This is a genomic window from Aeromonas sp. s6 (genome assembly GCF_040907815.1).
Taxonomy (GTDB): domain Bacteria; phylum Pseudomonadota; class Gammaproteobacteria; order Enterobacterales; family Aeromonadaceae; genus Aeromonas; species Aeromonas caviae.
In genome coordinates this window covers 24506-45525 of the sequence record NZ_JBFOCN010000085.1, presented here as the reverse complement: position 1 = coordinate 45525, position 21020 = coordinate 24506, and the positions used below count along the sequence as shown (strand labels likewise).

The following is a 21020-nucleotide window of genomic DNA, read 5'->3' as shown; positions in this document are numbered from 1 at the left end:
ACTTCCTTATTGAAAGAATTATTTTACGGAACAGATGCTTGGGGCATTCCGCTTCACTGAGCCACGGTCAGTCGCACGGACTGGACGTTGAGCGGTGTCGGGGCGGAGAGCGCCAGGAAGTTGGGACGCTTGGGATCGGCGGTCAGGGAGTCGCCCGGCAGGCTGAGGCGGATCTCGTTGATGCCCGCCTTGGCCAGCTTGACCGTGGTGGTGAAATCATGACCCAGCGCCACCTTGAGCAGGGCACCAGCCTGGGGGCTGTTGATCCTGGCCTGGATGGTGAGCTGCTCCGGCTGGGCTTGCTGCTTGGGCAGCACGAAATAGAGACCGCCCTGACCGCTCAGCTCGGTGCCTTGCTCGCTGGGCTTCTTGGCCCAGCCTTCGCTTGAGAGGAAGCGGCTCGGCTTGGTCAGGTTGAGTTCGTTGCCGGGCTGGTAGGTCATGCTGGAGTTGTGCTCCCAGAAACGGGTCTTGCCTTCCAGGTAATAGAGCTTGTAAGCCAGGCTCACGTTGGGGTGAGCGGCCAGATAGAGGGTATAAAGGTAGAAACCGCTCAGTGCCAGGATGGCAGCCAGAAAACCGAACTTTTTGTAGGTCATATTACTCACTCGACGCCCGACAGATTGATAGGCAGATTTCGCGCATATGCTAATCCAATTGCAAAAAAAGCATAGTGGATCACAAAAATATATTTGCTCACATATTAACCCTCAATCACCCTGCTTACAAAGGGGCTTTGGGGTCGTTTGCTTCCTCTTCTTGATTGTGGCTTTTTCGGCGCCAACCTGTCTGCCGCCACCTGGGGCGCATCAGGCAAACGGCTGATATTGTGCTTTGTTGTGGCAGGATCTGTCGCCATTTCACCCGGGCAGAATTAAGATGGCCTGTCCCGTCGTCAAGGATGACCCATGAGACTCTTCTCTCTGTGTGTGCTCTGCTGTCTGCCCCTCCAACCGTTGTGGGCGCAATCGTTCTGCTCCTCCCCCCTTCGCGTCGGTTTCGATGACTGGCCCCCATACCACTATTACCAGCAAGAGGGCGCACGTCGGGAACTGCGTGGATTTGCGGTCGACTACCTCAATGCCGTGTCGAATCGGCTGGGGTGTCGTCTGGTCTATGTGGAGCGTCCCTGGAAGCGGGGGTTGCACGATCTTGAGCGGGGTCGGCTGGACATCGTGATGGAGGCGTATTTTGCCGATGAGAGGGCGCGTTATGCCTGGTTCTCCATCCCCTACAACCCGGGCCGGACATCGCTCTGGGTACGCAAATCCGGTACCGGTGAGGAGTCGGATCTGGCGAGCTGGCTGGCCCACGGGCATCGCCTCGGTGTGACCAGGGACTACTATTACGGCCCGGAAATCACCAAGGTTCTGCAGCGATACCGCAACCAGGTGAGCGAGGTCAACGATGTGCAAAACTATCGCAAGCTGCTGCTTGGGCGGATAGACGGTTTTCTCGGGGATAGTCTGGCCACGCCCTGGGGTCTGAAGAGAGAGGGGCTGTCGGATGCGGTCGTCCCCCACACCATGGCGATCCATGAGACGCCCACCTTTTTCATGTTGAGCAAGAAGACCCTGTCCGGGGAATTCGTGGAGCGGTTCAACGAGGCGATAGTGGCCGTCGGTGACAGCGGGGAGCAGGAACTCATCTGGCGTCGTTACACCTCCGTCCGCTAGCAAAGTCGCCAGCATTCACGCATCATGGGGACCTGACCGTCGCGCCTGACAGGCCGAAATGAACCGATTTGAGGCAAGCGTGGTAAGAAGCATGGGTAAGAAGTATTGGTTGGCATTGGCGAATCTCATCTGGCTGGGCTGCTGGCCGGCCAGTATGGTTCATGCCAGCACGGAACAGACGGTAGTGGCCAGTCCCAGCATTCAGCATGACTGGTATCAGAACGAGGTGGCCGAGCAGGCTCGTCATGAGCTTGAACAGCAGTTGCAGGAAGCGGTGCTGGCCCAGTTGCATCCGGATTTCTACCGCCTCTGGCAGCAGTTGCAAAAGACCCCGGCGGATCGACGCGGTGCCCTCTACGATGAGGCCTTTGGCAAGCTGGCCCGGTTCCAGCAGGCCTGGCGAGGGATGGATCTGGTCGCGCGCGAACAGATGCAGACCCTCAAGCTGGATCTGAACCGCCCCCTGGCCCATGCCCCCCAGGGAGACAATCTGCTGGAGCAGGTCAGGCAACTCAGGCCACAGGTGGCGGAATACGACGCCGTGCGCGAAGAAGTGCGCAAGCTGCTGGCCATGCCCATGGCCAAGCACTGGCCCACCCTCTCCATGTCGACCCTGCGGGCCGGGGAGAGCTCGACCGAGCTCGGCCAGATCCGCTCCATCCTGAACGAACTGGGGGACAGTGCCCCAACTCACCAGGACAGCCTCTACGATCCCGAGACCGAACAGGCCATCAAGCAGTTCCAGCGCCGCCACGGCCTGACGGCCGACGGCATCATCGGCCGTCAGACCCGCAGCTGGCTCAATACCGGCCCCGAGGTGCGCGCCAGCCTGCTGGTACGCAACCTGTGGCGCCGTGATCTGGTGGATCACCTTGCCGGTCGCTATGTGTTGGTCAACATTCCGGACTACCGCCTGAGCGTGGTGGAGTCTGGCAGCGAGGTCTTCACCAGTCGGGTCATCGTCGGCAAGGAGCAGCGGGCCACCCCCATCCTCGCCAGCGAGATCCGCTCCATCGTGCTGAACCCGGCCTGGCACGTGCCGCGCTCCATCCTGAGCAAGGACATTCTGCCCAAGCTCGGGCGCGATCCTGCCTACCTGGATCGCGAACAGTTCGAGGTGATCGACGGCGAGGGCAATCCGGTGCAGTTCAGCGAAGATGGCTGGCACCATGCGCTGGCCTCCGGTTTCCCTTACCGGTTGCGGCAAAAGCCGGGGGATCACAATGCCCTGGGTCGCTACAAGTTCTATCTGCCCAACAACGATGCCATCTATCTCCATTCCACCCCGCGCAAGGCGCTGTTCGAGCAGGGGGCCCGTGCCTTCAGCTCGGGTTGCATCCGGGTGGAACACGCCGACGATCTGGCAGAGCTGCTGCTGGCGGACTCCCGCTATCAGCCGGACAAGGTGGCCAGTATCCTGAAAGAGACCCAGACCAAGTGGCTGCCCCTGAGCAACCCTATCCCGGTGTTTACCGTCTACTGGAGCAGCTGGATTGATGAAGAGGGACGTCAGCAACTGCGCAACGATATCTACGGATTCGACAGAGTCAGCTATCAAAGCCGCTTGCTGTGATCCTCGCCACAGAGTGAAAAGCCCGGCCCGTGCCGGGCTTTTTCATGGGTGAATGGGGTTTGACAGCGCTTTTTCTGGCAGGTAGTTTCGGCCCTTGTATCAAATTCATTCACCTGTGTGACTTCACCATGAGATGGACGGACAACGGATGCTGGGACAAGGGATAAGCCGACGCCGTCTGCTGCTGGGGGCGGGTTGCCTGATGGGGACCAGCCTGCTGTCGTTCCCTGCGCTGGCGAGCCGCAGCACTTCGGGACGGGAACTGAGTTTCTTCAACCTCAATACCGGCGAGCGGGTACGCGCCAGTTATTGGGAAGATGGCCATTATCTGAGCGACGGGCTGGCGGAGCTCAACCATATTTTCCGTGACTACCGTCGCAACGAAGTGTTCAACATCGACAGAAAGCTGTTCGATCAGCTCTTTCTGCTGCAACACAAGCTGGGACGCCACGGCGAAATCCAGCTCATCTCGGGTTATCGCTCCCCGGCCACCAATCAGCAGAAGCGGCGCAAGAGTCGCGGCGTCGCCAAGCACAGCTACCACACCCTGGGGCAGGCGGTTGACGTGCGCATCCCCGGCGTGCAGCTGGCGCACCTGCGCAAGGCCGCCCTGAACCTCAAGGTGGGCGGTGTGGGTTATTACCCTTCCGACAACTTCGTGCACCTGGACACAGGCCCCGTTCGCAGCTGGTGAGTCGGGATTTCCTCAAGGGTTGAGTGCCGATTGTGTCTTTTTGCCGCTGGCATTGAGGGGAACCAAGCTGCTAGGCTCTGGACTCCAGCCAGAGGAGAGAAAGATGAAGCAGATTGTGATCGGGGGGCTCATCGCCCTGTTGTTGACTGGTTGCAGCAAGCTCAACCGCGAGAGCTACGACAAGCTGAAAGTCGGGATGAGCTATGCCGAAGCGAGTGCCATCCTCGGCAAGGCCGAGCGTTGCGACGATGCTCTCGGCACCACGAGCTGTGTCTGGGGAGGGGAAGGCAAGAATATCAAGGTGCGTTTCATCGCCGACAAGGCGACCTTCTTCAGCTCGGAAGGGATCAACTGACCCTTTCCTCTCTTGCCGATGCCCAACAAAAAAGCGCCGTATGGCGCTTTTTTGTTGCTCGTTATCCGTGCAATATGGCCAGGAACTGGCGCGATCAATGGGTGGCGTACTGATAGTTGAAGGTGGGCAGTCCCCACTTGAAGCGTACCGCCAGGAGCCGCAGCACGAAGCCGATGCCGATGGCACCGAAAGCGGCCCAGTCGTTGGGCAGCCCATGGTGCAGCGCAAAGCAGTAGAGCGCGGCGGTGATCAGCGAGACGGCGGCATAGAGCTCGCGCTTGAACACCAGCGGGATACGCTGGCACAGCAAGTCCCGCAGCACCCCCCCGAACACGCCGGTCACCACGGCCATGATGCAGGCGATGCCGGCCCCGTGGCCCATCTCGAGCGCCCGGGCAGCCCCGAAGATGGAGAAGACCACGAGCCCCAGGGCATCGAGCGCCAGGAACAGCTTGCCAAGGTAGCGCATCAGCGGGGCCGAGATGACCCCGGCCATGGCGGCGCCCGCCACCAGCAGCACGTATTCGGGGTGCTCGACCCAGAGCAGGGGATAGTGGCCCAGCAGCACATCCCGAATGGTACCGCCACCGATGGCCGTCGCCGAGGCGATGATCACGACGCCAAACAGATCCATCCGTCGCCGACCCGCTGCCAGCGCGCCAGTCATCCCTTCGGCCACCAGGCCGAGCAAGAAGAGTGCATGTAACATGAGATATCCCAGGGTGCGAGAAAGGCTCGCATCCTAACAACCCTGCGCTGGGGCGACAAGCTATCTTGGTTATGCATTAGATTAAGTAATGAAAAGGGGGCTTTCGCCCCCTCTTTTGATCATGATGACGCGGTTCAGCGTCCAAGTTGCTCGCTGCGGTATTGGTCCACCCACATGGCGGTGGCGCCACAGATGGCCACCGGCATCACGAAGAGATTCACCACCGGGATGGCGGAGAAGAGGGTCACCAGGGCGCCGAAGCTCAGGCACTTTCCACGACGCTGCTTGAGGGCGTCGCGCATGGTGATGAAGCCGATCTTGTGGTTGTCGAACGGATAATCGACATACTGGATCGCCATCATCCAGGCGCTGAGCAGGAACCAGAGCACGGGTGCCAGGGTCTGGCCCACTACCGGGATCAGGAAGAGGATCAGGCAGCCGATGGCCTTGGGCAGATAGTATTTCAGCTTGGTCCATTCGCGGCCGAAGGTACGGGGCACATCTTTCACCACATCCAGCATGCCGGTGTCATTCATGGCTTCACCGGTGAGGATCTGTTCCACCTTCTCTGCCAGCAGGCCGTTGAAAGGGGCAGCTATCCAGTTGGCCACCGAGCTGAAGATGAAGGAGAAGACCACCAGTATGGTGATGAGGGCGATGGGCCAGAGCAGGTAATCAAGCCAGGAGAGCCAGCTCGGGATCTGCTGGTGCAGCCAGGCGAACAGGCCGTCCAGTTGTAGCAACAGGGCGTAGAAGGCACCGGCAAAAAGCACGAAGTTGACCAGCAGGGGGATCAGCACGAAGGTGCGGATGCCGGGCTGGCGGATGAGCGAGAAGCCGCGCAGGAAGTAGTCTGCACCGCTGACCGAATCTTTGACCATGTGGGGTGATTGGCTCATGTGAGCTCCATCAGTGAATGGGGAAAGTGCCAGCATATTACAAACAAGCCTTTGATTTGGTAAAGTCGCCTGCCCGCCTCCTCTTTATTTCGTTACCCACATAGGCCGCCATGCGTCTGAAATTGATCAAACTCGCCGGTTTCAAGTCGTTTGTCGAGCCGACCCGCATCGAACTCAACGCCGACATGACCGCCGTGGTGGGCCCCAACGGCTGCGGCAAATCCAACGTCATCGACGCCGTGCGCTGGGTGCTGGGGGAGAGCTCCGCCCGCCATCTGCGCGGCGAGAACATGACCGACGTCATCTTCAACGGCTCCATCAACCGCAGCGCCCATGGCCGCGCCTCGGTGGAGCTGGTGTTCGACAATCCCCACAACCGGGTACCCGGCGAGTTCGGCCGCTTTACCGAGATCTCGGTGCGCCGCGAAGTGCTGCGCGACGGCTCCAACCACTACCAGATCAACGGCCAGAAGTGCCGCCGCAAGGACGTGACCGACCTCTTCCTCGGCACTGGCCTTGGGCCCCGCAGTTACGCCATCATCGAACAGGGCACCGTCAGCCGGCTGGTGGAGTCCCGCCCCGCCGATCTCAAGCTGTTCATGGAAGAGGCCGCCGGGGTCTCCCGCTACAAGGAGCGGCGCCGGGAGACCGAGCAGCGCATCCGCCATACCCAGGAGAACCTGGAGCGCCTCGGCGACATCCGCGGCGAACTGGGCTCGCGCCTCGAGCATCTCAAGGCCCAGGCCGAGACCGCCGAGCGCTACAAGCAGCTCAAGAGTCGATCACGTGCCGCTCGTGCGGAGCTGATCGGCTCGGAACTGTGGGCGCTGGAAACGCGACTCGGCGAAGCCAAGACCGAACTGGCCCAGACCGAGCAGGCGCTGGCGGCACTCGATGCCAAGCGCACTGCAGACGAGGGGCGTCACGTCACCCTGTCGGTGGCCCGCCAGGAGGCGCAGGCCGAGCAGGCGAGCCGCCAGCAACAGATTTTCCTCGGCGGGCAAGCCATCGCCCGCCTCGAGCAGCAGCAACTGCACCAGAACGAACTCGGTCGCGACTGGCAGGCGAGGCGGCAGTCCCTCGGCGAGCGTATCGACGGTCTCAAGGCCCAGCTGGCCGGCCAGCTGGAGCAACTGGGCGACAGCACGTTGCAGGGGGAGGTGGCGTCGGCGCGCCTCGAGCAGTGTGAGCAGTTACTTACCGACCAGCAGAGCGTGCGGGCGGCAGCGGGCGATCGGCTCGAGCAGGCGCGCCAGCGTCAGCAGCAGTGGCAGCAGCAGCTGGGCCAGTTGCAGGGGCGGCTCAACCAGACCCGCGCCGAGGTGAATGGCCTGCAGGAGCTGCAGGCCAAGACCCGGCTTGCCCGCCTCAAGCTGGAAGACGAACAGGCCGGGCCCCTTGGCGGGGAGGGGGAGAACCTGCAACCGGCCCTCGATGCCCTGGCGGCGGAACTCTCGCTCTCCCGCGCCCGCCATGAGGAAGCCGATGCGGCGTGGCAGGCCGGTGTGTCGCGCCATGAAGCACTCAAGGCAGAGCAGGGTCGCCAGCAGGGCCTGCTGCGCGAGCTGGAGGCGCGCCTCGCCACCCTGGATCAGATCCTGGGGGAGCAGATGGCGGGTGAGACCCTGGCTGATCGGTTGCAGGTTCCCCCCGAGTGGGCCCGGGGGCTGGACAAGGTGCTCGGCCGCTGGCTCACCGCAATCCCGGCGGACGAGTGCAACCTGGCGCAACCTGGACTCTGGATTGGCCCGGCCCAGCCAGCCAGGGCCGGTACCCTGGCGGCGCAACTGGGGGGCGAGCACATTCCGGCTTTCCTCAATGCCATCTGGCTGGCAGAGAGCAGGGAGGCGGCGCTGTCCCGCCTGCACAGCCTCTCTGCCGGTGAGTCGCTGCTCACTCCCGCCGGCGACTGGTTCGGCCCCAACTGGGCGGATCTGGGGGAGGGCATGGCCCTGGGTACGCTGGCGCTGCTCGGTGAGCGTGAGCGGCTGCACACCGAGCTGGCCGCGGGTCGGGAGGCGCTGCACAGACTCGACGAGCAGCTTGTCGCCGCCGATGCAGCGCGGGCCCAGCAGCATGGAGCGCATGAGCTGGCTCAGCGCACCCTGCGCGAGCAGGAGCTGCGGTGGCAACAACTGCGCGAAGCCTGGAGTCTGCGCGAGGGGCAGCGCCAGGAGCGCTTGCAGCGCCTGGGCCAGCTGGGGGAAGAGCTGGCCCGGCTCGATAAGGAGCAGGCTGAGGAGGCGCAGCGGCTGGCGTCGGCCGGGGAGCGGCTTGAGCAGGATGAAGCGGCCCTTGGCGAGCAGCAGGAGCAGGGGGAGGTACTCGCCGAGGCGCTGCTGCTCGCCCAGGAGCAGGTAAGCGGGGCGGAGCGGGCGCTGGAAGAGGCGCGCCTTCGCCGGGAGCAGCAGCAGGCGGCCTGCCAGCGGTTGCAACTGGAGCAGCAGAACCAGCGCCAGCTCATCACGCTGCGCGAGCAGGAGCTGGCCCGTCTCGGCCTGGAGCTGGCGGAACTCAAGGAGCCAGGGGCCGCTCCGAGTCAGGATCTGTCGCCCCTGCTGGTCGAACAGCGCAATCTTGAGGCGCAGCAACTGGCCTGTCACCAGCGGCTCGCGGAGCTGGATCGTCAGCTGACCGAGCTGGAGCAGGCCAGAAGCGCCGATCACAAGCAGCTGGTGAAAATTCAAGAGAAGCTGGCGACTCTGCGGCTCGAGCGCGAGCGCAACCTGACGCGCAGGCAGGGACTGCACGAGCAGTTCGAAGAGCTGGGCGTGCGCCTGGTGGACCTCGATCAGGCGGTGCTGATTGCCGCTGATCGCGGCAAGCTGCGCCAGGAGATCCAGACGCTGGAGGCGCAGGTGGAGGCGCTTGGCGCCATCAACCTGGCGGCACTGGAAGAGTATGAGGAGGCGAAAACCCGTTCAAGCTACCTGGAAAATCAGTGCCAGGATCTGGAGCAGGCCCTCGATACCTTGAGCCAAGCCATTAAAAGAATTGATAAAGAAACACAAATACGCTTCCGCGACACTTTCGATAAGGTCAATGAAGATTTAAAATCCCTGTTCCCAAAAGTGTTCGGGGGGGGCAGTGCCTGGCTTGAGCTGACCTCGGATGATCTTTTGGAGGCCGGAGTGAGCATCATGGCAAGACCTCCGGGCAAGAAGAATGCTACCATTGCCCTGCTTTCCGGGGGGGAGAAGGCGCTAACCGCCCTTGCGCTGGTTTTCGCCATCTTCAGACTCAATCCAGCACCATTTTGTCTGCTGGATGAGGTGGATGCACCGCTCGATGAAGTGAACGTCGGTCGCTTCTGTTCTCTTGTCAAAGAGATGTCGAGCACAGTACAGTTCGTTTACATCAGTCATAATAAGGTCTCCATGGAGATGGCCGAGCAGCTGGTTGGCGTCACGATGCAAGAGCCCGGGGTTTCGCGCATAGTGTCGGTCGATATCGGTGAAGCCGTCGCTTTGGCTGAGCAAAACTAGAAAGAGAAGCAGCTAATGCAGGAATTGCGTTACATCTTGGTTGCCCTGGGCGGTATTGCCATCGCGGCATTGCTCATTCACGGGTTGTGGAGCAACAGAAAGAATCGTCAGGCACCGATCAAGGAGAAACCCCTGGGTCGGATGGAGTCCAAGTCCCGTGAGCGTGACAACGACGCCTTCGACAGCGATGGCATCGGTCAGGTGCGTGTGGTGAGCGGTGGCCGTCGTGCCGAGCCCAAACTGCGCAGCGACGAGGCCCGTCAGCCCGAACCCCGCCGTGTCGCCCCCGTTCCCGCCTTCGATGATGAAGATGACGACGCCGATCTGCCGCCTCCCGTGGTGCGCAAGCCTGCCGCTCGCCCTGTCCCCCCTCAGCCTGTGTATGAGGAAGAAGAGGACTATGACGAGCCGGTTGCCGCCCCTGTTGAAGAGGCCCCTGCCGCGCCGGTGCGCAAACCTGCACAGGTGATCCGCCGTACGCCGGTACACCGTTCCCGTCCGCAGCGCGAGCCCATGATGCAGCCGCTGGACGAAGAGCCGCTGGTGGAGCCGGCCTATGCCCAGGCGCCGACCTTCGGTGCACGCGAGCCGGTACCGGTTGCCCAGCAGGCTCCCCGCTACGCCCAGCCGGCTTATGAAGAGCCCGCTTACGATGACGAGCCAGCCTATGAAGAGCCGGTTCACGCAGCCGAGCCAGAACCCGCTCCGGCCCCGGTCGAGAAGATCTGGCAGGATGTCTATGTCATCAACCTGATGGCCCGTCCCGGCCACGATCTGCAAGGTGCGACTCTGCTCTCTTCCCTGCTGGCGCTGGGCTTCAAGTTTGGCGAGATGGACATCTTCCACCGTCACGAAGATCTGGGCGGCAAGGGGGAAGTGCTCTTCTCCATGATCAACATGGTCAAGCCGGGTACCTTCAACCCCTATCGCATGGAGCAGTTCAGCACCCCGGGTGTGTCCCTCTTCATGCAACTGCCCCTTCGCAGCAATGCCGCCTTCGCCTTCGAGCACATGTTGCAGGCTGCGGATCAGCTGGCGAGCGATCTCGATGCCATGCTGACCGACGCCTCGCGCAGTCCCCTCAGCGACGACGACATCGCCCGTTATCGCCACGAGCTGGCCGCCTACGAGGCCAGCCGCGACTGATGCGCCATGGGGCTTGAACAATGAAAAGTGCGGTACCCCGGTGCCGCATTTTTGTTTCTGCCCCAGACTGAATGTTCCATCACACTTCGAGACTTTTTCATGAGCGATATCCTCTCCCGCCACCGTCAACTGTGTGAGCTGCTGACCGAGTACGGCCATCAGTACTATGTGCTGGACAACCCCACGGTGCCGGACGCCGAATACGATCGTCTGATGCGCGAGCTGATTGCGCTGGAGGCCGAGCATCCCGAGCTGAAAACCCCGGCCTCGCCGAGCGTGCGGGTGGGAGGCCAGCCGCTGACCGCCTTCAAGCAGGTACGCCACGAGATCCCCATGCTGAGTCTGGACAACGTCTTCAGCAGCGAGGAGTTGCAGGCGTTCGAGCAACGCATGAGTGATCGCCTCAAGCGGGAGGTGACTTTCACCTTCTGTTGCGAACCCAAGCTCGACGGTCTGGCGGTGAGCCTGCTCTACGTGGATGGCCAGCTGGTACAGGCCGCCACTCGCGGGGACGGCACCACGGGGGAGGAGATCACGGAGAACGTGCGCACCATCAAGGCCATTCCCCTGACCCTGCGCGGCCAGGGGTGGCCGGCGCGGCTGGAGGTGCGTGGGGAGGTCTTCATGCCCAAGGCTGGGTTCGAGGCGATGAACCGCGATGCGCTGGCGGCGGGGGAGAAGGTGTTCGTCAACCCGCGCAACGCCGCTGCCGGCAGCCTGCGCCAGCTCGATTCACGCATCACCGCCAGCCGCCCCCTCAGCTTCTATGCCTACGGCGTGGGAGTCGGTGGCGACGAGCTGGGGGATTCCCACTTCGGTCGCCTCAATCAGCTCAAGGCCTGGGGTCTGCCGCTCAGCCCGGAAGTGAAGCTCAAAGAGGGTGCCGCCGGCTGCCAGGCGTTTCACGATGATATCCTGGCGCGCCGCGGGGATCTCCCCTACGAGATCGACGGCGTGGTCTACAAGGTGGATGACATAGCACTGCAACAGGAGCTCGGTTTCGTTGCCCGCGCGCCGCGCTGGGCCACTGCCCACAAGTTCCCGGCAGAAGAGGAGATGACGGCGCTTGAGAACGTCGAGTTCCAGGTGGGCCGCACCGGTGCCATCACCCCGGTAGCCAAGCTCAAGCCGGTGTTTGTCGGCGGCGTCACCGTTTCCAACGCTACCCTGCACAATGCGGACGAGATCGCGCGCCTTGGCGTCATGATCGGCGACACCGTGATCGTGCGCCGGGCCGGGGACGTGATCCCCCAGGTCGTGGCTGTGGTGGAGGCGCAGCGCCCGGCGGATGCCCGCGCGATCCTCTTCCCGACCGAGTGCCCGGTGTGCGGCTCGGCGGTGGAGCGGCTGGAAGGGGAGGCCGTGGCCCGCTGCTCCGGCGGTCTCTTCTGCGAGGCCCAGCGGGCGGCCGCCATCAAGCACTTCGCGGCGCGTCGCGCCATGGATGTGGATGGCCTTGGCGACAAGATAGTGGAGCAACTGGTGGACAAGGGGCTGGTGAAGACCCCGGCGGACCTGTTCAGCCTCAATGCCATCCAGCTGGCCGGTCTCGAGCGGATGGGGCAAAAATCGGCCCTCAACCTGGTGGCCGCCATCGATGCCGCCCGCAGCACCACCCTGCCCCGCTTCCTGTTTGCCCTGGGGATCCGCGAAGTAGGGGAGACGACCGCCTTGAACCTCGCCAACCACTTCCTCACTCTGGATGCCCTGCGCGCCGCCTCGGTGGAGCAGTTGCTGGAAGTGGCCGACGTGGGAGACATAGTGGCCAAGCACGTCTACTACTTCCTGCGCCAGCCCCACAACATCGAGGTGCTCGACGCCCTGTTGGCCGCCGGGATCCACTGGCCGGCCATCGAGAAGAAAGAGGCAAGCGATCAACCTTTTGCCGGCAAGACCTTCGTGCTGACTGGTACCCTCACCGCTTTGTCCCGCAACGACGCCAAGGCGGCGCTGCAGGCCCTGGGGGCCAAGGTGGCGGGCTCGGTGTCGGCCAAGACCGACGTGCTGGTAGCGGGGGAGGCGGCAGGCTCCAAGCTCGCCAAGGCCCAGGAGTTGGGGATCACCATCTGGACCGAGGCCGAGTTGCAGGCGGCCATTCAGCCCTGAGAATGCACGTTTGAGCAGACAAACCCGGCCTACTGGCCGGGTTTGTCGTAGGTGGGCTCACTCGACGTAGCTCACCTTGTCCTGCCAGGCATCGGGAGCCGTCAGGTGCCAGCGTGCCAGTTCGCTCTTGCTGAACAGATATTCCCCGCGGGATGCGGCGCGGGGGGAGAGGGCGCCGGGCGCCGTGCCCGAGAGGATGGCATTGGCCAGTTCGGCGGCTCTTTCTCCCTGGCTGTGGCCGTCGAGCACCAGACCGCCGATGGCGGCTCCCCTGCCCACCGCAAAGGCCCAGAAGCAGAACAGTGGCACCGGGCTGTTGGCGCTGGTCCATGCCAGCACCTGTTGCTCGCTTACATGCTGGCCCTGAGCGTCGGTGAGAGTGTGGTAGAGGCCGAGGAAGAGCGCCTGATAGCCGTTTTTCCGACTGGCGAGCACTGCCTCCTGCCAGTGTCCATAGTCGGTGAACTGGCGGCTGCTGACCCGGGTCTGGCCGATCGTCAGCTCGCCTCGCCCCTTGAACTCGTGGGCGACGGCGGTGCGGGACACCTCGCTTTCGTCAAACAGTACCAGGGCACGCTCCAGCCCTCCCATCAACTGACTCATCTCGCTGATGCTGCGCTTGAGCAGGGGGCGTTCCAGTACGCCGGTGATCAGGGGGTGGCCGACCAGCCCCTTGGGGCGCGGATTCTCGTTCATCCCGAGAAACACCACGGGCGTTCCCCGGGCGGCGATGGGTCGGGCGAGGGCGTTGATGGCGTTGTCATCCCCCAGGATCACCAGCGCCGGCTGGTGGGTCCGGTAGGCGGCCATTCCCTTGGCGAGCAGTTCGTCACGGGTCTGGCCGGGCTGGCGCTTGGTGTCCAGATAGAGATAGCCGAGGTGATGCGCCTGCTTGAGGTGTTGCTCGAGGCCGGCACTGTAGCTCTGATCCCACTGGTTGCTCTGGTGATAACTGCTGATCACCAGGATCTCGGCGGCCAGCAGCGGGAGGGAGAGGAGGGAGAGCAGGAGCAAGACCTTGGTCACGTGTTTTTTCCGCAAGGGACAGACTGTTCCCCAGTATGTGCTCTCCCGCTCTCTGGCGCCTCGGTCAATTGTTGTCGGAAGGCGTGCCCCTCTCTTTTTATCCCTTGCCGGGCGGGAGCCCGCATCCCGTCTGGGGTGAGCAAAAAGAGCGTCTTTTGGCGCTGGTCGTGAACTGCCCCACTCCTTCCAAAACCTGTTCTGGATCAAGAAACAGGGTACCGCTTTGGTGCCTAATAGACCCCACATATAGGGGTAAGCATAAAAAAAACACCCATATATAGTGTCATAAAGCTGTGCATAAGTGGTCGCCCTCTCAGTGTCAGCCCAGGTGTTTCAAGCCTTGGCTGACCTTGTTTGCGCCGGGGACGGGCGTGGAGAAGGGGACTCAACGAGGGTGAGCCGAGGGTGGCCACCAGGTCTTTCAATACGGGGAAAATCGATGAAACCGGTAGTGATCAAACGCGATGGATGTCGTGCACCATTCAATGGCCAACTGATCCGCGATGCGGTCAGCCGGGCGGCGGCAGCGGTCAATCAGGCCAGTCCGGCGCTGGCAGAGCGCATTGCCGCCGCTGTCAGCCAGGAGCTGGAGGGGCGAGGGGAGGTAGACATCCACGAGATCCAGAACCGGGTCGAGAACCACCTGATGGCCTCCGACGACAAGGCCATCGCCCGTGCCTACATCGAATACCGTCACGACCGGGATCAGGCTCGCGAGGCCCGGGGTCGCCTGGCCCAGGAGATCCGCGGCCTGGTGGAGCAGACCAACGCGGCCCTGCTCAACGAGAACGCCAACAAGGACTCCAAGGTGATCCCGACCCAGCGTGACCTGCTGGCGGGCATCGTCGCCAAGCATTACGCCATCAGTCACATGCTGCCCCGTGACGTGGTGCAGGCCCACGAGAGCGGCGACCTGCACTTCCACGATCTCGACTACTCCCCCTTCTTCCCCATGTTCAACTGCATGCTGATCGATCTGCAGGGGATGCTGACCCACGGCTTCAAGATGGGCAACGCGGAGATAGACACCCCAAAATCCATCAGCACCGCCACCGCGGTGACCGCCCAGATCATCGCCCAGGTGGCGAGCCATATCTATGGCGGCACCACCATCAACCGCATCGACGAAGTGCTGGCACCCTATGTGACCATCAGCTGGCACAAGCACCGGGAGGTGGCCGAGGAGTGGGGGATCCAGGATGTGGACGCCTACGCCATGGCTCGCACCGAGAAGGAGTGCCACGACGCCTTCCAGTCCCTCGAATACGAGGTCAATACCCTGCACACCGCCAACGGTCAGACGCCGTTCGTCACCTTCGGCTTTGGCCTGGGGGACAGTTGGGAATCGCGCCTCATCCAGCGCGCCATCCTTGGCAACCGCATCGCCGGCCTTGGCAAGAACAGGAAGACCGCCGTCTTCCCGAAACTGGTGTTCGCCATCAAGGATGGCCTGAACCACAAACCGGGGGATCCCAACTACGACATCAAGCAGCTGGCGCTGGAGTGCGCCTCCAAGCGGATGTACCCGGACATCCTCAACCACGACCAGGTGGTCAAGGTCACCGGCTCCTTCAAGACCCCCATGGGGTGCCGCTCCTTCCTCGGTGCCTTTGAAGAGAATGGCGAGCTGGTCCACGAAGGGCGCAACAACTTGGGGGTTGTGAGCCTCAACCTGCCGCGCATTGCCCTGAAATCCCGCGATGAAGCGGACTTCTGGGACAAGCTGGACGCCGCCCTGCGGGTGGCCAAGACAGCGCTCATGTACCGCATCAAGCGCCTCGACGGGGTCAAGGCCCGGGTCGCCCCCATCCTCTACATGGAGGGGGCCTGCGGGGTGCGCCTCAAGGCCGATGACAACATCAGCGAGATCTTCAAACATGGCCGCGCCTCCATTTCGCTGGGTTACATCGGGGTACACGAGACCATCAACGCCCTCTATGGCACAGACGTCCACCTGTTCGACAGCGAGACCCTGCGCCAGAAGGCCATCGCCATCATCGCGCGGCTCAAGGCGGCCACCGACGAGTGGAAGGAGGAGACCGGCTACGGCTTCAGCCTCTACTCCACCCCGAGCGAGAACCTCTGCACCCGTTTCTGCCGCATCGACGCCAAGGAGTTTGGCGTGGTGGCCGGGGTGACCGACAAGGGCTACTACACCAACAGCTTCCACCTGGACGTGGAGAAGCAGGTGAACCCTTACGACAAGCTGGACTTCGAGGCGCCCTATCCGCCCATCGCCAGCGGCGGCTTCATCTGTTACGGCGAGTACCCCAACATCCAGCACAACCTGGAGGCGTTGGAGAACGTCTGGGACTACAGCTATGACAAGGTGCCCTACTACGGCACCAACACCCCCATCGACGAGTGCTACGACTGCGGCTTCACCGGCGAGTTCGAGTGCATCTCCAAGGGCTTCACCTGCCCGCGCTGCGGCAACCATGACCCCGCCAAGGTGTCGGTGACACGCCGGGTGTGCGGCTATCTCGGCAGCCCGGATGCGCGCCCCTTCAACGCGGGCAAGCAGGAAGAGGTCAAACGCCGCGTCAAGCATATGTAAGCGAGCAGACCCCACCCCAGCCCTCCCCTTGGCAGGGGGGGCAAAGAAGCTCCTCCCCCTTTCGAAGGGGGAGGTTGGGAGGGGGTTGGCCGTTAACCCAGAGAACTCGAATGCACTACCACCAGTACTACCCGGTCGATGTGATCAACGGCCCAGGCACCCGCGCCACCTTGTTCGTGTCGGGTTGCGAGCACCAGTGTCCCGGCTGCTACAACCAGAGCACCTGGCGGCTCGATGGGGGCAAGCCGTTCGATGAGGCGATGAGCGATCGCATCATTCACGATCTCAACGACAGCCGCATCAAGCGGCGCGGACTGTCGCTCTCCGGCGGCGATCCGCTCCACCCCGCCAACGTGCCGCATGTGCTGGCGCTGGTGAAGCGGGTGCGGGCCGAGTGCCCCGGCAAGGACATCTGGTGCTGGACCGGCTATCTGCTGGCCGATCTCAGCCCGGCCCAGCGGGAGCTGGTGGCCTTGCTGGACGTGCTGGTGGATGGCAGGTTCGAGAAGGCCCTGGCGGATCCCGGTCTGCTCTGGCGTGGCAGCAGCAACCAGATGGTTCACGACCTCAACGCCTGGCGGAAAGGAGGAGAGCGGATCCCCTGTCTGGTTTGCAGTTGAGGCTTTGGGTGTTTATGGTTAGGCCAACCCCAAGTGCTGTTTACACGAGGAATCCCGATGAACAATCTGCTCAAGATCCTGCTGGCCATCTTTCTCCCCCCGGTCTGCGCCTTTATCCAGGTAGGCTTCAGCCTCCATTTCCTCATCAACATAGTGCTGACCCTGCTGGGCGGTCTGCCCGGCATGGTTCATGCCCTCTGGCTGGTGGTAAGCGACAAGCGCGCCTGAGCCGTGAGAGATCACAAGGCCAGCCCTCCGGGGTTGGCTTTTTTTTGCCTGCCAGATGGGGGCTTCCCGGATGAGCCCCTTTGCCTGACACTGGCGCGTCGCTCATGGAATCGAGCGATACAACGAAGAGGGAATGTCAGTGCGTGTGAAAGGGTTGTTTCTGTGGGCCGCCCTGGCCCTGCTCGGGGGCTGTGCCAGCCCCACCGCCAAGCTGAATCAGCCTCCGGTGGATGTCACCTGGGAAACGCTGCCCGAATACTGGGTGCTGGTGGGGGATGCCATCAGTTTTAACCCGGTCGGGGGGCTGCCGGCGAAGAGGCCGGTCAAGGGGTATGTGACCCTTCGCTACCTCATCGATTCCAATGGCACGCTGTTCAGCCCAGAGGTACTGGAGTCCCAGCCTCCCGGCGTGCTGGATCTCATCGCCATCTCCGGGCTGGCGCAGCTGCGCTACCGGCCATCGGAGCAGAATCAGCAAGCCATTCCGGCTCGGGTTGTGGCCCGATTTGAAGTGGAAGTGAAATGACAAACACCCCGGCCAGGCCGGGGTGTTTCGTGTGGGCTGTGTGCCATGACGGCGCGGATCACTGCTCCTTGCAGTCGTTGTAGCGGCTCTGCCACTCCCCGGCGTCATCACGCATCTCGACGAACCCCTCCTTGCCCTTGTTCCACCAGACCACCTCGTGATCGTCGGTATAGCGGGCGCCGGAGGCGGAAACCGCCTGTGGCAGGGTGTAATCCTTGCCATCGGGGAGGGAGAGCTTGACGAAGTTCAGGCTCTCGTCCGAGAGGGAGAAGTAGCGAACCTGCACTTTCTGGTTCTGTTCACACAGATAGGTGACGGGATCGCCGCCGGTCACTCCCAGCTTGCCGCTGCCCAGATCGCAGCCGCCGAGCAGGGTGATGGCGCCCGCCCCCAGTAGAAAGAGCTTGGCGTGTTTCATGTTTGATCCTCACAACGGTGTCATATGGCCTTGAGCCTAACAGGATGAGGCACAACTGCAACCTCGTGGCAGGAGCCCTGCGTCGGGATGCGTCCGTCTCCCTCTGGTCCGTGGGGCAGGCAAAAAAACGCCCCGGCAGGCAAGCGGGGCGAAAGGGAGCCATCCAATGGCTGCAGAAAAGGGTCAGTGGCCGAACCGTGTCGCCTCGAAGCGATTGAGCAGCCGGTGGATGAGGTAGCAGGCGAGCAGGGTGACCACGATGGCAAAGAGGATGCTGCTCACCCGATAGAGGGCGCTGAACACCAGGTCGTTGCCCGGGGTCAGGTACTGGCCGAACAGGATGCCGAGGGTGGTGAGGGCACCGAAGCCGACTCCGGAGCCGCTCGCCTCCTTCACATGGGCATAGCTGAACAGCATGGCACCGAGCCAGAGCACCGGGGTCACCAGCAGCAGCAAGCCGGACCAGTCATAGAGCACCAGTTGCCCCAGGATGCCGAAACTCACCCCCAGCAGGGTGCCCATGGCCCGCTTGCGGGCATAGTCTAGGGCGCCGTTCCAGTGCATGGGGAAGAGCAGCAGCAGGGTGGTGGCCTGGGCGGACATGGAGTCGCGCAGATCGAAGATCTGGAACACCAGGAACGAGAGGGTCGCGATGGACGCTCCCAGCAGGGCTTCGTGGCGCATCCGGTGCGGCGCCTTGGGGGAGGGGGCCGGCCTGGGGCGCTCCTCCACATCCGGAATGAGGGCCGTCATCAGATAGGCGATGAGCACCGACAGGACGCTGGCCCAGAGGTTGCTGAAGATGAGGTCGTTCAGATCAATCCCGGGGTAGCTGGCAAAGTGCAGCATGATGCTGAGGCTGAGCACCCCGTTGGCACCGAACAGGAACAGGCTGCCCCGGGACATGGCGGCGAAACGGTAGAGGAAGAGCAAAAAGACCAGGGGGGTCATGAGCCCCGGGTGGCCGCCAAACAGGCCGCCGAGCAGTCCCACTTCCAGACCGCACATGGCGGCGGAGGCGATGAGCTGGCGGGCGGCGTGACCGTTCATCACCGGCACCAGGCCGAGCAGCAGCACCGGGGTGACGGTGAAGAAGACCCCGTTGCTCCAGCCGAAGATCTTGCACAGCACAAACCCCAGGGTGCAGCCAAAGGCGATGCGCAGACACTGGCGCAGTTCGTTGGGGGTGAGGGGTCTGTGCCACAGGTTCATGGTCATCATCTCAATAGATGTAGTGCAGCAGGCTGAGCAGACGGATCTGGCCGCGGGCCAGCAGCCCGGTCAGGGTGTTGTCCGGCAGCAGCTGCACCGTGGCGCGAGCCCCGGCCGGCAGGTGGGCGGGCAGTTGCTCCAGGGTCAGGTGCAGGCGCAGGCGCTGGGCATCCCGCACCCAGCGATCGGACTCGACGGGGTTCGCAAGCTGGCCGTTGGCGTCAAACTGGCCGGCGCTGACCCCGGCATCCAGGCTGGCGACGCGGGCAGGATAGAGACGACCGGGCTCGCCGTCGAAGGCGACGAGGGCCTGACTGCCGGCGCTGACGTGGCGCAGGCTCTTCTCGCGAAAATCGGCGATCACGTCCACCTGCTCGGAGACCAGGGCCAGCAGGGGGGAGCCCGCATTGGCCACGCTGCCAGGCTTGAGCTGCAGGTTGGTGATGATGCCGTCCTGGCTCGCATGAACCCGGCTGTAGGCGAGGTTGAGCTCGGCCTGGGCGAGGCGGTTGCGGGCCTGGCGCAGCAGCAGGTTGTCTTCCCCTGGCAAGCCGCGGTTGACGCGGGCCTGCTCTACCCGGGCCTGGCTGCCGAGCAGGTTGGCACGGGCGGTGCGGGCGGCGCTGTCGGCGTCATCTTTCTGCTGTTCAGAGACCATGTGACGGCGGTAGAGGGCGTCGATGCGCGCCGCTTCCCGCTGTTTCTGGTCGGCCTGGGTGCGCAGCGAGCTGTACTCCGCTTCGTAGGCGGTCAGGGTCGCGTCCAGCTGGCGGTTCTGCTGCCTGGCCTGATCCAGGGCGAGCCTGGCCTGATCCACGGCGAGCTGGAAGGGTTCCGGGTCGAGGGCGAACAGCAGATCCCCCTGCTTGACGTGCTGGTTGTTGGCGACGGCGACTTCGACCACCTTGCCGCTGACCTGGGGGGCCATCCGGGTGACGACCCGGGTGGCCATGGCCTGGGGGGTCAGGGGCATCTTGATGTCGGCCAGCAGAAAGTAGCCAAACACCAGGACGAAGCAGACGATGGCCCACTTTATCCAGCGCTTGAATTGTTGATCCGGTGTCATCTTATTCTCTCTCTTCGTGCTGTGCGGCTATCTTGCCGAGGGCGTTGGCGGAGATGCGGTGCACAATGTCTTCAAACTGGGCCAGCTCCTGCTGGCTGATGCCGGTGAGCAGCTCCCGGCGCACGGCGATGATGCGGCCCTCGATCTGATCGAGCAGCGCCTTGCCCGCCGGGGTCAGGGTGACGATGCGGGCCCGCTTGTCCTGGCTGCAGCAATGGCGCTCGATCAGCCCCTGCTCCTCGAGCTGACCCAGGGTCCGCATCAGGGAGGGGAGCTCTATCTCCAGGGCCTCGGCCAGGGTCTTCTGGCTGAGGTGGCCGCCGAGGCGGCTGAGTTTCCACAGGGCGGTCCAGCGGGGATGGGTGAGCCCCAGAGGCGCCAGCTCGAGATCGGCCACGGTGCGCCAGAGCCGGTGCAATCGCCCCAGCTGCTCGGCGAGGGAGAGTTCTCGCAACATCTCCAGATCCTTTTTCATGACGGGCACCTCAATTACTTAGCTTGCGAAGCATTATATTTATTTCGCAGGCTAAGTAAATAGTGTGATACAGCTCACGTTCAGGTTTTTTGCCCGGGCCGTGGTGTTTAAGTTTTTATATGGCTTTGCGGGCCAGCTAACCGACAACGGCCGGAGGAGGCGTTAGAGTGGCCACCTTTGAGGTGCGCCAGGCTGGCCATTGACCCGGCGGGGCGACACCCTCACCCTGGGCTTTCCCGTCCGCTGCAA

Annotated in this window: 19 protein-coding genes; 11 read left to right on the top strand and 8 right to left on the bottom strand. The window is 63.0% G+C overall.

What is annotated here, in order from left to right; genetic code table 11:
* Nucleotides 1–53: 53 nt before the first annotated feature.
* Nucleotides 54–599, bottom strand: coding sequence for a hypothetical protein (locus tag AB5Y50_RS13345; RefSeq protein WP_010673441.1), 546 nt, complete (start codon nucleotides 597–599; stop codon nucleotides 54–56).
* A gap of 309 nt (nucleotides 600–908) precedes the next feature.
* Here AB5Y50_RS13345 and AB5Y50_RS13340 point away from each other — a divergent pair, with 309 nt between their 5' ends.
* From AB5Y50_RS13340 to AB5Y50_RS13325, 4 genes are all read left to right on the top strand, one after another.
* On the top strand, nucleotides 909–1676 hold the full coding sequence (locus AB5Y50_RS13340) for an ABC transporter substrate-binding protein (protein ID WP_010673442.1): 768 nt from the start codon (nucleotides 909–911) through the stop codon (nucleotides 1674–1676).
* Nucleotides 1677–1767: 91 nt separating this feature from the next.
* A complete protein-coding gene (locus AB5Y50_RS13335) occupies nucleotides 1768–3249 on the top strand; it encodes a murein L,D-transpeptidase (RefSeq protein WP_029313953.1) in 1482 nt (493 codons plus the stop codon).
* Between the two features lie 148 nt (nucleotides 3250–3397).
* The gene (locus AB5Y50_RS13330; RefSeq protein ID WP_010673444.1) at nucleotides 3398–3943 is read left to right on the top strand and encodes a DUF882 domain-containing protein; all 546 of its coding nucleotides are present in this window, start codon (nucleotides 3398–3400) and stop codon (nucleotides 3941–3943) included.
* Between the two features lie 103 nt (nucleotides 3944–4046).
* Nucleotides 4047–4298, top strand: coding sequence for a DUF3862 domain-containing protein (locus AB5Y50_RS13325; RefSeq protein ID WP_368162976.1), 252 nt, complete (start codon nucleotides 4047–4049; stop codon nucleotides 4296–4298).
* Between the two features lie 94 nt (nucleotides 4299–4392).
* On the opposite strand, the gene AB5Y50_RS13320 is transcribed toward AB5Y50_RS13325, so the two are convergent.
* Together AB5Y50_RS13320 and cysZ are read right to left on the bottom strand one after the other, a co-directional pair.
* The gene (locus AB5Y50_RS13320) at nucleotides 4393–5007 is read right to left on the bottom strand and encodes a trimeric intracellular cation channel family protein (protein WP_010673446.1); all 615 of its coding nucleotides are present in this window, start codon (nucleotides 5005–5007) and stop codon (nucleotides 4393–4395) included.
* A gap of 134 nt (nucleotides 5008–5141) precedes the next feature.
* Entirely contained in the window at nucleotides 5142–5906 is a 765-nt protein-coding gene (gene cysZ, locus AB5Y50_RS13315; protein ID WP_010673447.1) for a sulfate transporter CysZ, read from the bottom strand.
* A 110-nt stretch (nucleotides 5907–6016) separates the two neighbouring features.
* Between cysZ and AB5Y50_RS13310 the strand changes: the two genes are divergently transcribed.
* The 3 genes from AB5Y50_RS13310 (at nucleotide 6017) to ligA (ending at nucleotide 12643) form a co-directional block, all read left to right on the top strand.
* Nucleotides 6017–9391, top strand: a complete 3375-nt coding sequence (locus AB5Y50_RS13310; RefSeq protein WP_010673448.1) for an AAA family ATPase — start codon at nucleotides 6017–6019, stop codon at nucleotides 9389–9391.
* Between the two features lie 15 nt (nucleotides 9392–9406).
* Entirely contained in the window at nucleotides 9407–10537 is a 1131-nt protein-coding gene (gene zipA, locus AB5Y50_RS13305) for a cell division protein ZipA (protein WP_010673449.1), read from the top strand.
* A 99-nt stretch (nucleotides 10538–10636) separates the two neighbouring features.
* A complete protein-coding gene (ligA, locus tag AB5Y50_RS13300) occupies nucleotides 10637–12643 on the top strand; it encodes an NAD-dependent DNA ligase LigA (RefSeq protein WP_043152325.1) in 2007 nt (668 codons plus the stop codon).
* Nucleotides 12644–12700: 57 nt separating this feature from the next.
* On the opposite strand, the gene AB5Y50_RS13295 is transcribed toward ligA, so the two are convergent.
* The gene (locus tag AB5Y50_RS13295) at nucleotides 12701–13669 is read right to left on the bottom strand and encodes an ABC transporter substrate-binding protein (RefSeq protein WP_050485116.1); all 969 of its coding nucleotides are present in this window, start codon (nucleotides 13667–13669) and stop codon (nucleotides 12701–12703) included.
* 439 nt (nucleotides 13670–14108) lie between these two features.
* Here AB5Y50_RS13295 and nrdD point away from each other — a divergent pair, with 439 nt between their 5' ends.
* From nrdD to AB5Y50_RS13275, 4 genes are all read left to right on the top strand, one after another.
* Nucleotides 14109–16226: an anaerobic ribonucleoside-triphosphate reductase gene (gene nrdD / locus AB5Y50_RS13290; protein WP_109422245.1), complete on the top strand. Its 2118-nt coding sequence runs from the start codon at nucleotides 14109–14111 to the stop codon at nucleotides 16224–16226.
* A gap of 110 nt (nucleotides 16227–16336) precedes the next feature.
* Nucleotides 16337–16846 (top strand): anaerobic ribonucleoside-triphosphate reductase-activating protein, encoded by a 510-nt coding sequence (gene nrdG / locus AB5Y50_RS13285; RefSeq protein WP_010673453.1) that lies wholly within the window; start codon nucleotides 16337–16339, stop codon nucleotides 16844–16846.
* A 57-nt stretch (nucleotides 16847–16903) separates the two neighbouring features.
* Entirely contained in the window at nucleotides 16904–17074 is a 171-nt protein-coding gene (locus AB5Y50_RS13280) for a YqaE/Pmp3 family membrane protein (protein WP_010673454.1), read from the top strand.
* Nucleotides 17075–17207: 133 nt separating this feature from the next.
* Nucleotides 17208–17600: an energy transducer TonB gene (locus AB5Y50_RS13275; RefSeq protein WP_010673455.1), complete on the top strand. Its 393-nt coding sequence runs from the start codon at nucleotides 17208–17210 to the stop codon at nucleotides 17598–17600.
* A 58-nt stretch (nucleotides 17601–17658) separates the two neighbouring features.
* Here the strand turns inward: AB5Y50_RS13275 and AB5Y50_RS13270 are convergent, their stop codons facing one another.
* From AB5Y50_RS13270 to slyA, 4 genes are all read right to left on the bottom strand, one after another.
* On the bottom strand, nucleotides 17659–18018 hold the full coding sequence (locus AB5Y50_RS13270) for an MliC family protein (protein WP_010673456.1): 360 nt from the start codon (nucleotides 18016–18018) through the stop codon (nucleotides 17659–17661).
* A gap of 183 nt (nucleotides 18019–18201) precedes the next feature.
* Nucleotides 18202–19230 (bottom strand): DUF2955 domain-containing protein, encoded by a 1029-nt coding sequence (locus AB5Y50_RS13265; protein WP_010673457.1) that lies wholly within the window; start codon nucleotides 19228–19230, stop codon nucleotides 18202–18204.
* A 10-nt stretch (nucleotides 19231–19240) separates the two neighbouring features.
* Nucleotides 19241–20296: an HlyD family secretion protein gene (locus AB5Y50_RS13260; protein ID WP_010673458.1), complete on the bottom strand. Its 1056-nt coding sequence runs from the start codon at nucleotides 20294–20296 to the stop codon at nucleotides 19241–19243.
* A gap of 1 nt (nucleotide 20297) precedes the next feature.
* Nucleotides 20298–20771: a transcriptional regulator SlyA gene (gene slyA, locus AB5Y50_RS13255; RefSeq protein WP_010673459.1), complete on the bottom strand. Its 474-nt coding sequence runs from the start codon at nucleotides 20769–20771 to the stop codon at nucleotides 20298–20300.
* Nucleotides 20772–21020: the final 249 nt, after the last annotated feature.

Excerpts from the sequence above, each read along its gene's own strand:
- AB5Y50_RS13320 (WP_010673446.1), bottom strand. The coding sequence starts at position 5,007 with ATGTTACATGCACTCTTCTTGCTCGGCCTGGTGGCCGAAGGGATGACT.
- slyA (WP_010673459.1), bottom strand. The coding sequence starts at position 20,771 with ATGAAAAAGGATCTGGAGATGTTGCGAGAACTCTCCCTCGCCGAGCAG.
- nrdG (WP_010673453.1), top strand. The coding sequence starts at position 16,337 with ATGCACTACCACCAGTACTACCCGGTCGATGTGATCAACGGCCCAGGC.
- nrdD (WP_109422245.1), top strand. The coding sequence starts at position 14,109 with ATGAAACCGGTAGTGATCAAACGCGATGGATGTCGTGCACCATTCAAT.
- AB5Y50_RS13270 (WP_010673456.1), bottom strand. The coding sequence starts at position 18,018 with ATGAAACACGCCAAGCTCTTTCTACTGGGGGCGGGCGCCATCACCCTG.
- AB5Y50_RS13335 (WP_029313953.1), top strand. The coding sequence starts at position 1,768 with ATGGGTAAGAAGTATTGGTTGGCATTGGCGAATCTCATCTGGCTGGGC.
- cysZ (WP_010673447.1), bottom strand. The coding sequence starts at position 5,906 with ATGAGCCAATCACCCCACATGGTCAAAGATTCGGTCAGCGGTGCAGAC.
- AB5Y50_RS13310 (WP_010673448.1), top strand. The coding sequence starts at position 6,017 with ATGCGTCTGAAATTGATCAAACTCGCCGGTTTCAAGTCGTTTGTCGAG.
- ligA (WP_043152325.1), top strand. The coding sequence starts at position 10,637 with ATGAGCGATATCCTCTCCCGCCACCGTCAACTGTGTGAGCTGCTGACC.
- AB5Y50_RS13275 (WP_010673455.1), top strand. The coding sequence starts at position 17,208 with ATGTCAGTGCGTGTGAAAGGGTTGTTTCTGTGGGCCGCCCTGGCCCTG.
- AB5Y50_RS13330 (WP_010673444.1), top strand. The coding sequence starts at position 3,398 with ATGCTGGGACAAGGGATAAGCCGACGCCGTCTGCTGCTGGGGGCGGGT.
- AB5Y50_RS13325 (WP_368162976.1), top strand. The coding sequence starts at position 4,047 with ATGAAGCAGATTGTGATCGGGGGGCTCATCGCCCTGTTGTTGACTGGT.
- AB5Y50_RS13345 (WP_010673441.1), bottom strand. The coding sequence starts at position 599 with ATGACCTACAAAAAGTTCGGTTTTCTGGCTGCCATCCTGGCACTGAGC.
- AB5Y50_RS13265 (WP_010673457.1), bottom strand. The coding sequence starts at position 19,230 with ATGAACCTGTGGCACAGACCCCTCACCCCCAACGAACTGCGCCAGTGT.
- AB5Y50_RS13340 (WP_010673442.1), top strand. The coding sequence starts at position 909 with ATGAGACTCTTCTCTCTGTGTGTGCTCTGCTGTCTGCCCCTCCAACCG.
- zipA (WP_010673449.1), top strand. The coding sequence starts at position 9,407 with ATGCAGGAATTGCGTTACATCTTGGTTGCCCTGGGCGGTATTGCCATC.
- AB5Y50_RS13280 (WP_010673454.1), top strand. The coding sequence starts at position 16,904 with ATGAACAATCTGCTCAAGATCCTGCTGGCCATCTTTCTCCCCCCGGTC.
- AB5Y50_RS13260 (WP_010673458.1), bottom strand. The coding sequence starts at position 20,296 with ATGACACCGGATCAACAATTCAAGCGCTGGATAAAGTGGGCCATCGTC.